Genomic DNA, 12858 nt, shown 5'->3' with positions numbered 1-12858 from the left:
ATGAAACGAATTATTGCCATCCTTTCCGCCACCCTCCTTGTTTGCTTGCCCCTACTTCCGGACACGCCTGTCAGGGTAGCTTGCGTGGGCAATTCGGTGACTTTCGGGGCGGGTATCGAAAATCAGGACGAAAAATATCCTGCGCAACTACAAGCGATGCTGGGTGAGAAGTACCTCGTGAAAAATTTTGGACATAGTGGGGCCACCTTGCTCAGAAAAGGGCATCGTCCCTATAACACGCTGCCGGAGTATAAAGCGGCACTGGATTTTGAACCCGACATTGTTATCGTCCACTTAGGATTGAACGATACCGATCCGCGTAACTGGCCACGATTCCGCGATGAGTTCACGCGTGATTACTCACACCTGATCGACACATTCCGGCATCTAAATCCGGATACAGAAATAAAAATCTGCCGGATGACTCCTATCTTTACCGGCCACCGCCGTTTTACATCGAGCACCCGTGACTGGTTCTGGCAGATTCAAGATGCCATCAAGACCGCCGCCGAAGTAAATAATGTGGAACTGATCGATCTGCATACCCCGCTTCACCGCCGGCCCGACCTCTTTCCTGATGCATTACATCCTACAGGGGCGGGAGCCGCGATTATTGCGGAAACAGTGTATGGCGCCATCACCGGCCAATACGGGAAGGTAGAGATAGCTCCGATTTTCAGCAGTGGGATGGTGCTACAACGCCACCAACCCATCCGTTTGTGGGGAACCGCGAACGCCAATACCGAAACTACCGTCGTATTAGACGGAATAGAGAGATCAACACAGACCCACGGCTCCGGCAAATGGGAAGTCTGGTTTCCTGCCATGGAGGCAGGAGGCCCCTACAGTATCACCATTAAAAATGAAAATAAAAAAATAGAACTACAGGATATCCTGATAGGTGATGTCTGGCTCTGCTCGGGACAGTCCAACATGGAATTCAAATTACGCCACGCCGCCACGGCCGACGAGGATATCCCCACGGCGAATTACCCGGAAATCCGGTTGCTGAATATGCAGCCGATAGCCTACACCAACGACATTGCCTGGGACAAAGAGGTGCTGCAGGAGATCAATAACCTTCACTATTTCCGGCAGACAGGATGGCAACGGTGCACACCCGGGTCCGCCGCTGACTTTTCAGCCATAGCTTACCATTTCGGAAAAAGCATCCACACCGAGACAGGCGTACCTGTAGGACTGATACTCAATGCCGTGGGCGGATCACCGGCAGAGGCGTGGATCGACCGCCTGACCCTTGAACACCATCCCCGTCTGGTGGGCATGTTTCCAGATTGGAACAACAACGACTACATCCACGCATGGTGCCGGGAGCGGGCCACAAAAAATACGGAGTTAGCGGACAACTCTTCACAGCGGCATCCCTACCACCCCGCCTACCTGTATGAAGCCGGTATCCAGGGTATCACTCAGTTTCCCATCGCCGGAGTGATATGGTACCAGGGCGAATCGAACGAACAGAACGTGGAGTTGCACGAAGTAATATTCCCCACCCTTGTGGAAAGTTGGAGAAAAGCGTGGAATCTCAATCTGCCCTTTTACTACGTGCAACTCTCAAGTATGGCCATGGGAAGAGAGACATGGGGCTACTTCAGGGATAGCCAGCGCCGTTTGCTGTCAGAAGTACCAAACATGGGAATGGCAGTTTCGTCTGACCTGGGTGACAGCACCGACGTACATCCGCGGAAGAAAAAACAGGTTGGGGAACGATTAGCCCGGCTGGCACTGCACCACACCTACGGTATGAAAGAGATGGTTCCCTCGGGACCTCTCTTCCGGGAAGCAGAATTCAAGGAAGGAACGGTTTACGTGTCATTTGATTTTGGCGAGCAACTACAGACATCTGACGGCAAATCGCTCCGCGCGTTCGAATTAGCAGAATACCCGGGGCTCTTCTATCCGGCCACTGCCGAAATCGAAGACAACAAAATCAAGGTCAGTTCACCGGAAGTGAATAACCCCCGGTTTATCCGGTACGGATGGTCTTCCTATTCCGATGGCAACTTAATTAACGGTGAAGGCCTGCCAGCGTCAACCTTCACTACCGAACAACGATCCAATAAACAGAAGTAATATGAAACCGACATGTTTACAGTTCCATATGACACCATTGAAAATAAATATTTTAGTCATATGACAACAATATACCAAAGATATGTCCTATTCCTGTTTCTGGCGATCCTGTGCTCCTGTTCTCCGGAAAAGGGGCCAAAGGAGATGAACCTGCTTCCCATGCCTCAACAGGTGACGGTTACCGGCGCGGGGAAACATCCGATCCTTTCCGGATCGATCGATGAATCAGTAATCACCGAAAGGATCATAGATGAAATTCCCGAGGCAAGTATTAACGCTGAGGAAGCATACCGACTGACTGTCACGAGAGATAGCATCCTTATCGAAGCCGTTACCCAAAAAGGCATGTATTGGGCAAAACAAACTCTCCGGCAATTGATCACACAGGATAAAAAAGGTGAATTCTATCTTCCTGTCTGCCGGATAGTGGATTATCCCGCCTTCCGTATCCGTGGTTTCATGCATGACGTAGGCCGTAGTTTCATCCCGGCAGAAGAACTCAAAAAACAGATTGCACTGCTTTCCCAATACAAGATCAACGTATTCCATTGGCACCTGACAGAGAATCAGGGATGGCGGCTGGAGAGCAAAAAGTACCCGCAGCTGACCGACAGTGCCAACTTTGAGCGCCTGCCGGGGCAGTATTACACCATCGAAGAAGCCCGGGAGATTGCCCACTGGTGCTTACAACATAATATGCTGCTCATCCCCGAAATCGATATGCCCGGCCATAGCGCCGCCTTTGTCCGCGCCATGGGCGTGGATATGCAATCGAAAAAAGGGATGGAAATCCTGAAAAACCTGATGAGCGAAATCTGTACCGAAGTTTTCCCGGATATACCATACATACATATTGGCACCGACGAAGTGCAATTTACCCATCCGGGCTTTGTTCCTGAAATGGTATCACACATCCGGTCTTTAGGTAAAAGGGTGATTTCATGGAATCCCGGGTGGAACTATAAACCGGGTGAAATAGATATGACGCAGTTGTGGAGTTACCGCGGCAAAGCCCAACCGGGCATTCCCGCCATCGACTCCCGGTTCCACTACATCAACCACTTCGATGCGTTCGGCGACATCGTAGCGCTATACAACAGCCGCATTGCCGATGCAGAACAGGGGAGCGATGACATTGCCGGCGGAATTATCGCCGTATGGAACGACCGCCTTTTACCCGACGAAACAGATATTCTTCTACAAAACAATTTCTATCCTTCCATGCTTGCGTTTGCCGAACGCACATGGCTGGGGGGCGGTTCGGAATATTTTGACCGGAACGGCGTAATTCTCCCCGCCGATGAGAATGATGAGGTCTTCAAATCATTCGCGGATTTCGAGCGGCGGATGCTCCGCCACAAGGAAAATGTGTTTCAGAATGAGCCTTTCCCCTATGTAAAACAGACCAACGTGAAATGGCATATTACCGATGCGTTTCCGAATGAGGGCGATTTATCCGCTTCGTTTCCTCCGGAAAAATCGTTTGAAAACAGTTATCTTTACAATGGCAGAACATACAATGTCCGTCCCGCTGTCGGGGCGGGGATTTATTTACGTCATGTGTGGGGAACCCTTGTTCCCGCATTCTTCGATGATCCGCGGGAAAACCACACGGCGTATGCTTACACATGGGTTTATTCACCGGAAGCGCAAGATGTAGGCCTGTGGCTCGAATTTCAGAACTACAGCCGCTCCGAGCCCGATTTACCCCCGCCAGCCGGAAGATGGGATTATAGGGGTAGCCGCGCATGGTTGAACGACACCGAGATCCCACCACCTGTCTGGACGGCAACGCATGCTGAAAGATCAAACGAAATCGTTCTCGGTAATGAAAACCTGACAGCCCGTCCGCCCATCGGTGTACATCTGGACAAAGGGTGGAACAAAGTACTCCTGAAACTGCCCGTCGGTAAATTCTCACAACCCGAAGTGCGCTTGGTCAAATGGATGTTCAGCTGCGTTTTTGTGACACCTGACGGACAGAAAGCGGTGGACGGATTGATCTATAGTCCGGAAAAAATAAAATGAATTGAAAATGAATGGTCGAGTAATATGCGCACTGAAATCGATGTTGCTGGTGCTATTGGTCGGGAGCATGATTTCGTGCCACAATGAAAAGGATAAAAAAATGAAGATAAACTGGACACCATTACCTGTTGAAGGATTGGGTGGAAACTTGCAAAAAGGAGTCTCCGCCGCTTATGCCGCACTTATCGACGGAAATTTAGTAGTCGCGGGAGGAGCTAATTTCCCCGGAAAACCGGGATTTGAGGGCGGATCAAAAACGTTTTACGATGAGATAATGCTGTTTGACTCCTCCGGGAACTCGTGGAAAATCGCCGGACACCTGCCCCGACTTTCAGCTTACGGTGTTTCGGTACCCGTTTCAGATGGCGCCTTATGGATCGGCGGCAACACTGCCGCGGAATCGCTGGCATCCTGCTACAAGGTATCCCTGTCAGAACGCAAACATGTTGAATTGAAACCATTCACCCCGCTTCCCGCAACCATGGATAATCTTGCCGGATGTGCCATTGACGACATGGTTTTTGTGGGTGGAGGAAACGTGAACGGAAAACCATCGAATGCTTTTTATTGCATCCATGCAAAAAACGATTCTGCATGGAGAGCGCTTCCCGATTTTCCGGGAATACCTCGTGTGCAGCCGGTGATGGCCGCCATGGAAAAAGACGGAAAGCATTATGTATACCTGTTGGGCGGTTTCTTTGGAGGGAATGCCGATAGCAAACCGGCAATGGCAACCGATGTACTACGGTATGATGTGGCCGCCCGATCGTGGGAAACCGTCGGCGAACAAATCGATGCCGAAACGGGGAAACCGTTCTCGCTGGGCGGAGCAACAGCCATGCCGTTGGATAACGGATATATCCTCTGCCTGGGCGGTGTGAATTACAATATATTCCTCGACGCCATTACCAGGCAATATGCCATCGGAAACGATACCCACACGTCGGCAGAAGAAAAAAGCCGCCTCTATCTGGAGTTTTCCAAAAACTATATGACCCAACCGGTTGAATATTACAGGTTCAATCCCGAATGCCGGATCTACGATATAAGGACAAACAGGTGGGAAACTATCGATGTCACTCCCAATGCGGCCCGTGCAGGGGCTACACTGGTATCGGACGGCAATATCTTTTATGCGGTGCAGGGGGAACTGAAGCCGGGTGTCCGCTCATCGGAAACATGGAAAGGCGAAATACAACAGATCGATCTCCCATAAAGGACACTAAACATTAGAATAAATAAATGATGAAAAATAAAAAATATTATCCCTGGGTAGTCGTGGGGCTGCTTTGGATGGTGGCATTGCTTAATTATCTTGACCGGCAGATGCTCTCCACCATGCAATCATCGATGCAGTTGGACATCAAAGAGCTGGCTATCGCGGAGAATTTTGGTCGCGTAATGGGTATTTTCCTGTTGATTTACGGATTAATGAGCCCGGTAGCGGGAATGATTGCCGACCGGATAAATCGCAAGTGGCTCATTGTGGGGAGCCTGTTTGTCTGGTCGGCAGTGACCTATTCACTCGGACATGCACAAACATTCCAACAGGTGTATTGGTTACGGGCGTTGATGGGGGTAAGTGAAGCGTTATACCTGCCCACCGGCCTGGCCATGATCGCCGACTTCCACAGTTCCAAAACCCGGTCGCTGGCTATCGGGATTCACATGTCGGGACTCTACGCGGGACAAGCGCTCGGCGGATTCGGGGCGACCATTGCGGCCAACTACTCGTGGCACACTGTTTTCCACTGGTTTGGCATTATCGGTATCCTCTACGCCCTGGTACTGATATTCCTGCTGCATGACAAAGAGGGACATGCCGGTACCAGAACCGCAAAGCTGAACCCCAAGCCGGACAACTCGGGCATCAAAAAAGACTCCTTGTCCAACTCATTCGGTGTGGTGCTCGGCACGCTCTCCTTCTGGATATTGCTCTTCTACTTTATGGCACCCAGCTTCCCGGGATGGGCAACCAAAAACTGGCTCCCTACCCTTTTCGCCGAAAATCTGGGGATTGAGATGGCCAAAGCGGGGCCTATGGCCACCATCTCCATCGCCATCGCGTCCTTTATCGGTGTATTGATTGGCGGACCGATGTCCGACCGATGGGTGCAAAAGAATATCAGGGGAAGGATATATACCAGCGTTATCGGGCTGAGCCTCACCATACCATCCCTTATTTTACTGGGGTACGGACACACGCACGCGGGACTTATAGGCGCCGCCATGCTTTTCGGAATTGGCTTCGGCATGTTCGACACGAATAACATGCCGATACTCTGCCAGATCATCCCCCAACGGTATAGAGCCACGGCTTACGGTGTCATGAACATGATGGGGGTCTTCGCGGGATATACGGTAACGCTGATGCTAGGAAGCTCCACCGATGCCGGCAATCTGGGAGCCGACTTTAGCAAACTATCCATCGTGGTGCTCGCGGCGGTCGCGCTGATGCTGGCCTTCGTGAAACCAAAGCATGAACTGACTTACCCGGAAGAGGAGATAAAGCAAGTTTAAACCAATATGATCTCCCCGTGGAGGGAATCGATCGAAAAATCACACTAAAACAAATAAAATGAAACAGTTTGAAAAAATCAAGGGATTAATTGTCGCACCTTTTACCCCATTCGACAAAAAGGGCGAAGTGGATGCAGGCCCGATCACCGATTATGCAGCCCTGTTGCGAAAGAACGGCCTGATCGGTGTATTCATCAACGGATCGTCCGGTGAAGGTTATATGCTCACCGTGGAAGAACGGATGAAACTGGCCGAAAAATGGATATCGGCCGCCCCGGAAGGGTTCAAGGTGATCGTGCATGTGGGCGCCACCAGCATCAAAGATAGTTTCCGGATGGCGCAACACGCCAGGGAGACCGGCGCTTTCGGCATTGGCGCGATGGCCTCACCGTTCCCCAAAGCAGGGCGTATAGAAGAGCTGGTGAAATACTGTGAGGAAATTGCTTGCGGCGCGCCGAACTTACCTTTCTATTTCTATCACATACCGGCATTGAATGGCGTTTACCTGCCGATGCTCCCTTTTCTGAAAGCAGCCGACGGGCGAATTCCCAACTTGGCAGGGATTAAGTATACCTATGAGAGCCTCTATGAATATAACCAATGCATGCTCTACGAAAACGGGAAATTCGACATGCTCCACGGCCAGGATGAAACGATTCTTCCCGCTTTGGCGATGGGTGGCGCACAAGGTGGGATCAGCGGAACGGGAAGCTATATCGGAAACTCGCTGGTAAACATAATTAAAGAGTATAACAACGGAAATCTGGAAAAAGCACGTGATCATCAAAATTTCGCGCAGGAAGTTATCAATGTGATTGCCAGATATCGTGGAAATATTGTATGCGGGAAGCGGATCATGAAACTCATCGGTGTGGATTTGGGGATCAACCGGACACCGTTCCAAAACGTTACAGACGAAGAAGAATCCATTATCAGAAAAGAACTGGAATCAATCGGTTTTTTTGAGCGCTGTAATAAAATTTAAGGAAGTATAAACCATAGATATCATATTGATTAAGGAATAAAATTGTTGATCATCGGACATTTAAAATCTTATTCGGTGTGAACTCTAATACATAAAATAATTGATGATGAGAAAAGTATTCTTAAGCCTTTTATTTGCCTGTTTCATTTTCACCATCCAGGCCACAGACACGATATATGTAAAACAAGCAAGGGTTCCGGTCTTGATAGACAGACTGGATAATGTATTGCTCTACATTCGGATCGACGTCCAGAATTCAAAAATGCTGGATGAGATCAAACTCCGGTTTGCCGGAAACACCCGCCTGGACGAAATAGCATCCGTAAAATTGTATTACGGGGGTACCGAAGCGCCGGAACGATCGGGGGATATCCACTACGCGCCGGTGCAGTATATTTCGAGTCATAACGCGCGGGGGAAAACCCGTGAGGCGATCCCATCCTATTCCATCAAAGTAAACGAGCGACAATCACCGTCCGGGGAGGTGGTTTTTAAACCGGAATACAAACTGTTTCCTGGTATAAACTATTTCTGGGTGAGCATGCGGATGAAACCAAACACCTCCCTTCTTTCCACGGTTGAGGCAGATATCGTCTCGGCCAAACTCGACGGGAAGCGGGCTCCTGTAACAAGGCAGGATACACCGGCGGCCCACCGCATGGGAATCGGCGTCCGCCATGCCGGCGACGACGGGGCCGCCGCTTATCGTATCCCGGGGTTGGCCACCAGCAACGAAGGCTCATTGCTGGCGGTCTATGATGTCCGCTATAACAACAGTGTAGACCTGCAGGAACATGTAGATGTGGGATTAAGCAGGAGCACCGATAAGGGACAATCCTGGGAGGAGATGCGGATTCCCTTGCGCTTCGGCGAATATGGCGGATTACCGAAAGCGCAGAATGGCGTGGGGGATCCCGCGATATTGGTCGACACCAAAAGCGGCACAATCTGGATCATCGCGCTGTGGACACACGGCATGGGCAACCGGCGCGCATGGCACAACTCGCAAAGCGGAATGAAGGCTGGTGAAACCGGACAACTTGTGCTGACAAAAAGTACCGACGACGGCAAGACCTGGTCCGATCCCATCAACATCACCCAACAGGTGAAAGATCCCTCGTGGAGGCTTTTGTTGCAAGGGCCGGGGAGAGGCATCACCATGCGGGACGGGACGCTGGTCTTCCCCATACAATTCATCGACTCCACTTCCGTTCCCTTTGCCGGCATCATGTATAGCAAGGACGGCGGTGAAACATGGAAAATCCATAACCCGGCACGCTCGAACACCACGGAAGCACAGGTAGCTGAAACGGCGCCGGGGGTACTCATGCTGAACATGCGGGATAACAGGGGCGGCAGCCGTGCCGTTTCAATCACAAAAGATATGGGACGGACATGGACGGAACACCCCTCATCCCGGAAAGTGTTACCGGAGCCGGTTTGTATGGCGAGCCTTTTACAGGTGGATGCCAAGGACAATATCCTGAATAAAGACATTTTACTGTTCTCCAACCCAAACTCCACCAAGGAACGGAATAAGATAACGGTTAAAGCCAGCCTGGATGGGGGACTCTCTTTCCCTGAAGAGTATCAGTTACTCCTCGATGAGGATCACGGATGGGGATATTCGTGCCTGACGATGATCGACAGAGAAACCATCGGGATTATATACGAGAGCAGCGTGGCACACATGACGTTCCAGGCCATAAAACTCACGGATATTATCAGGAAGTAGTTCCCGTCATAGTTGAAGCAATAAACTTGTCCTTTGCCCGTTGGCCATACCAAAAAAATCCCCATGGTGGAATAATTGGGGCGCGGTGTCGGTCCCACCATACATGCAAAACATTTTAGCAAGTAATAGGGTGAAAAAATAAGCGTGAAATAATTACTCGTAAAATTCAATACAGTTTCTAACATTATATTATTTTTGTGAATGTGCAAATTAATTGCACCTATAATTATCGAAGCACGATAAATTTTTAAATAATATGAAACCGACAAAAATGGTATTTATCGCACTGTCCTGCCTTTTATTAAATGCCGGATGTGCACAAGACAGCACGAAAACAAAAGCGGAGAAACAGGGGTGGCATTTATCCATGCAATCCTATACGTTCCATCTGTTTACAGTAACTGAGGCATTGTCTAAAACCGAGGAGTTGGGAATCCGTTTTATCGAGATCTATCCCGGACAGAAAATGGGTGAGGATTTCGGAGATCTTGTTTTCGGCTATGATCTAAGTATGAAAGATCAGGAAAGGCTGAGAGTTCTGGCCGCAGGGAGTGGTGTCAAAATCATTTCCTCGGGGGTATGGACTGCCAAAACAGAGGAATGGGAGCCTATCTTCGCATTCGCGAAAAATATGGGAATGGAATTTATCAGCGCGGAACCGGCCCCTGAAGACTGGGACGTGGTGGAAGAGCTGGCTAAGAAGCACAACATCAAAGTGGCCGTTCACAACCATCCAAGTGAAAACTCCTATTGGAAGCCGGAAATACTACTCGCCAGCATCGGAGGCAGGGACGGTTTACTGGGAGCCTGTGTGGATGTGGGACATTATAAAAGAATGGGACTGGATCCTATTCCTTCTATGAGGCAACTCAAGGGAAAGGTCATCGCATTGCATTTCAAAGACATTGCACCGCAGGGGGAAGAACAAAACCTCGAAGATGTGGTATGGGGACAAGGCATCCTCAATGTGAAAGGAATGATGAAAGAATTAAAAAAACAAAAATTCAAAGGATATTTCACGATCGAATATGAAGCGGACTGGGAGAACAATCTGCCACAGATAAAACAATCGATAGAATATTTCAATCAGGTTGCGGAGAGTATACTATAGTTTTTCACCATGCTGAGAACTCTATTCTGAGGTACAATAATTACCTGCCGTGGGAATGAACTGTGTTGACAGAGGAATAACAACTGATCACCCAGCAAAGAAAAAATAAACCGTTTTATGGACAGAAGAAGTTTTATCACCTACGCTTCCCTCTTGGGAGGTTCTGTCGCGCTGCAGGGAAATCAGGGTGTGCCCACATCTGGAAAACGTGCCGGAAGACGTGAAACTTCCAGGGCACGTGAAATGCATGCAGATGTCGTCATTATCGGAGGAGGGATGGGCGGTTGTGCGGCGGCTCTTGCCAGTTGTCGCAACGGACTAAGGGTGATCATGACCGAGGAGACCGACTGGATCGGCGGCCAGGTATCCCAACAGGGTGTTCCCCCTGATGAACATCAATGGATAGAGACACACGGCGCACCGCAGTCGTATCGGGATTTCAGGAACAGGGTACGGGAATATTATCGCCATAACTATCCGTTAACAGACCCTGCCCGTGCCCGGCAATATCTCAATCCCGGTGATGGAAGCGTTTCCAGATTGTGTCATGAACCGAGGGTAGCGGTATCGGTATTGACAGATATGCTTTCACCTTACCTGAGCACCGGGAAACTGCGGTTACTGCTCAACTATAAGACAAAGAGCGCCGGCGTGAATGGTGACCGGGTTACGAATGTGGAAGCAGTGCATTTTTATTCAGGCGACAAGGTAATTCTCTCAGGCAACTCCTTTGTCGATGCGACAGAGTGCGGCGATTTGCTTCCGTTAACAGGCACTGAATATGTCACCGGCACTGAATCGAAACAGGACACAGGGGAACTGCATGCTCCGGAGAAAGCTGATCCGATAAACAATCAGGCTTTCACAGTCTGTTTTGCCATGGATTATCAACCCGGAAAAGACAATGTACAGGATCCCCCCAAGGAATACGATTTCTGGAAAAACTATATACCTGAGATGATTCCACCCTGGTCAGGACGATTACTGGATCTCTCTTACTCCGATCCACGTACACTGAAACCCAAAAAACTGGGATTTGACCCCACAGGTAAAGATCTGGAAGGTGTACTCAATCTGTGGAATTACAGACGAATTATCAATCGAAAGAATTTTACTGAAGGAACTTATGATGGTGACATCACTATCGTAAACTGGCCTCAAAATGATTTCTTCCCCGGGAATCTGATTGATGTTCCTGAAAAAGAGTTTCAGAAGAATGTCGACAGAGCTAAACAATTGAGTCATTCACTCTTTTATTGGCTTCAGACAGAAGCTCCCCGCCCGGATGGAAAACCTGGCTGGCGCGGGTTAAGGCTGCGCGGCGATATTATGGGCACAGAAGATGGAATGGCTAAATATCCTTATATTAGAGAAGCCAGAAGAATCAAAGCTGAATTCACTGTTCTTGAAGAACATGTGGGAGCGGAAAACCGGAAGCTGGTTGCCGGCAATATTGCAGGTAAGCGTGCCGCGGATTTCTATGACAGTATAGGAACAGGTTGCTATCATATCGATCTTCATCCCAGTTCGCGCGGCAATAACTATATTGATTTCTCCTCACTCCCTTTCCAGATACCGTTGGGAGCGCTTCTTCCGAAAAGAGTAAACAATCTCCTTCCCGCGAATAAAAATATAGGAACAACTCATATTACCAACGGTTGTTTCCGTTTGCATCCGGTGGAATGGAGCATTGGTGAAGCAGTGGGATGCCTGATCGCCTTTGCCGGCAGGAAAAACGTGCCGTTCCGCGCCGTCAGGGCGGACAAGAACCTTCTGTCTGATTTTCAGAAGGAAATTGAACGTCAGGGAATTGAAACAAAATGGCCGGAGTAATGATCCTTGCTTTCATGAAGGATTCTAACCATTTCTATCTCTTCGGGTTTCCCCGCCTTGTAAAAGATGATGTGTTTACCAATCCTGAGCCCCCAAATCTCGCTTGATATTTCCCTGTAGTTTTTTTCAATAGCCGGACTTTCGGCAATTCTCCGGCACGCATCGATGATCAGGTTATAATACTTGTCCGCTTGGTTTTCCGACCAAACTTCATAACTATAATTCCAGATTCTTGAAAGGTCTTCAACAGCTTTATTAGTGAGAATATAATTAGCCATTTTTTTTCTTATCGGCTTTCAATATTTCCAAGTGCTTTTTTGCATCGAAGTTTTTGGCTATTCCGCTGTCAATACCCTCTTGAATAGCATTCTTCAAAACCTGAGCTTTATTTTCCTCCTCTTCAAGAAGTCGAAGCCCGGCTCTAATAATCTCACTCGCATTGCGATATCGGCCTTCTGCAATTCGATTTTCAACAAAATCCTCAAAATAGCTTCCAAGAGAAACTGGATGTAATTCATGGTATCTTGAAAAGTAAACGGATGATATGGACAA

At 49.1% G+C, this 12858-nt stretch carries 10 protein-coding genes; 8 read left to right on the top strand and 2 right to left on the bottom strand.

From position 1 onward, the window contains the following. The 8 genes from D7D25_RS04715 (at position 1) to D7D25_RS04680 (ending at position 12306) form a co-directional block, all read left to right on the top strand. Positions 1–2094 carry a GDSL-type esterase/lipase family protein gene (locus tag D7D25_RS04715; protein WP_122967794.1) on the top strand — a complete coding sequence of 698 codons (2094 nt, stop codon included), beginning with the start codon at positions 1–3 and terminating at the stop codon, positions 2092–2094. 60 nt (positions 2095–2154) lie between these two features. Continuing rightward, complete coding sequence (locus D7D25_RS04710) at positions 2155–4122, top strand: family 20 glycosylhydrolase (protein ID WP_122967793.1); 1968 nt, start codon at positions 2155–2157, stop codon at positions 4120–4122. Between the two features lie 7 nt (positions 4123–4129). Further along, a complete protein-coding gene (locus tag D7D25_RS04705; protein WP_221407954.1) occupies positions 4130–5338 on the top strand; it encodes a cyclically-permuted mutarotase family protein in 1209 nt (402 codons plus the stop codon). A gap of 29 nt (positions 5339–5367) precedes the next feature. After that, positions 5368–6642, top strand: coding sequence for an MFS transporter (locus D7D25_RS04700; protein ID WP_122967847.1), 1275 nt, complete (start codon positions 5368–5370; stop codon positions 6640–6642). Positions 6643–6700: 58 nt separating this feature from the next. Then, a complete protein-coding gene (locus D7D25_RS04695) occupies positions 6701–7627 on the top strand; it encodes a dihydrodipicolinate synthase family protein (protein WP_122967792.1) in 927 nt (308 codons plus the stop codon). A gap of 106 nt (positions 7628–7733) precedes the next feature. Next, positions 7734–9362, top strand: a complete 1629-nt coding sequence (locus D7D25_RS04690; RefSeq protein ID WP_122967791.1) for a sialidase family protein — start codon at positions 7734–7736, stop codon at positions 9360–9362. Positions 9363–9618: 256 nt separating this feature from the next. Then, positions 9619–10473, top strand: coding sequence for a sugar phosphate isomerase/epimerase (locus D7D25_RS04685; RefSeq protein WP_122967790.1), 855 nt, complete (start codon positions 9619–9621; stop codon positions 10471–10473). 117 nt (positions 10474–10590) lie between these two features. Further along, complete coding sequence (locus D7D25_RS04680) at positions 10591–12306, top strand: FAD-dependent oxidoreductase (RefSeq protein ID WP_122967789.1); 1716 nt, start codon at positions 10591–10593, stop codon at positions 12304–12306. Here the strand turns inward: D7D25_RS04680 and D7D25_RS04675 are convergent. Together D7D25_RS04675 and D7D25_RS04670 are read right to left on the bottom strand one after the other, a co-directional pair. Beyond that, on the bottom strand, positions 12276–12584 hold the full coding sequence (locus D7D25_RS04675; protein WP_122967788.1) for a type II toxin-antitoxin system RelE/ParE family toxin: 309 nt from the start codon (positions 12582–12584) through the stop codon (positions 12276–12278). The genes D7D25_RS04680 and D7D25_RS04675 overlap by 31 nt on opposite strands. Continuing rightward, positions 12577–12858, bottom strand: coding sequence for a type II toxin-antitoxin system ParD family antitoxin (locus D7D25_RS04670; protein ID WP_255417180.1), 282 nt, complete (start codon positions 12856–12858; stop codon positions 12577–12579). Before D7D25_RS04670 ends, D7D25_RS04675 begins: the two co-directional genes overlap by 8 nt.

The sequence above is a fragment of the Proteiniphilum sp. X52 genome, assembly GCF_003712195.1.
Classification (GTDB): Bacteria; Bacteroidota; Bacteroidia; order Bacteroidales; family Dysgonomonadaceae; genus Proteiniphilum.
The sequence above is the reverse complement of the archived record's forward strand: the minus strand, read 5'-3'. Positions and strand labels throughout refer to the sequence as shown.

Bases quoted from the DNA above. Each gene is read 5' to 3' on its own strand.
- D7D25_RS04715 (WP_122967794.1), top strand. From the start codon at position 1: ATGAAACGAATTATTGCCATCCTTTCCGCCACCCTCCTTGTTTGCTTG.
- D7D25_RS04685 (WP_122967790.1), top strand. From the start codon at position 9,619: ATGAAACCGACAAAAATGGTATTTATCGCACTGTCCTGCCTTTTATTA.
- D7D25_RS04695 (WP_122967792.1), top strand. From the start codon at position 6,701: ATGAAACAGTTTGAAAAAATCAAGGGATTAATTGTCGCACCTTTTACC.
- D7D25_RS04690 (WP_122967791.1), top strand. From the start codon at position 7,734: ATGAGAAAAGTATTCTTAAGCCTTTTATTTGCCTGTTTCATTTTCACC.
- D7D25_RS04710 (WP_122967793.1), top strand. From the start codon at position 2,155: ATGACAACAATATACCAAAGATATGTCCTATTCCTGTTTCTGGCGATC.
- D7D25_RS04705 (WP_221407954.1), top strand. From the start codon at position 4,130: ATGAATGGTCGAGTAATATGCGCACTGAAATCGATGTTGCTGGTGCTA.
- D7D25_RS04700 (WP_122967847.1), top strand. From the start codon at position 5,368: ATGAAAAATAAAAAATATTATCCCTGGGTAGTCGTGGGGCTGCTTTGG.
- D7D25_RS04680 (WP_122967789.1), top strand. From the start codon at position 10,591: ATGGACAGAAGAAGTTTTATCACCTACGCTTCCCTCTTGGGAGGTTCT.
- D7D25_RS04675 (WP_122967788.1), bottom strand. From the start codon at position 12,584: ATGGCTAATTATATTCTCACTAATAAAGCTGTTGAAGACCTTTCAAGA.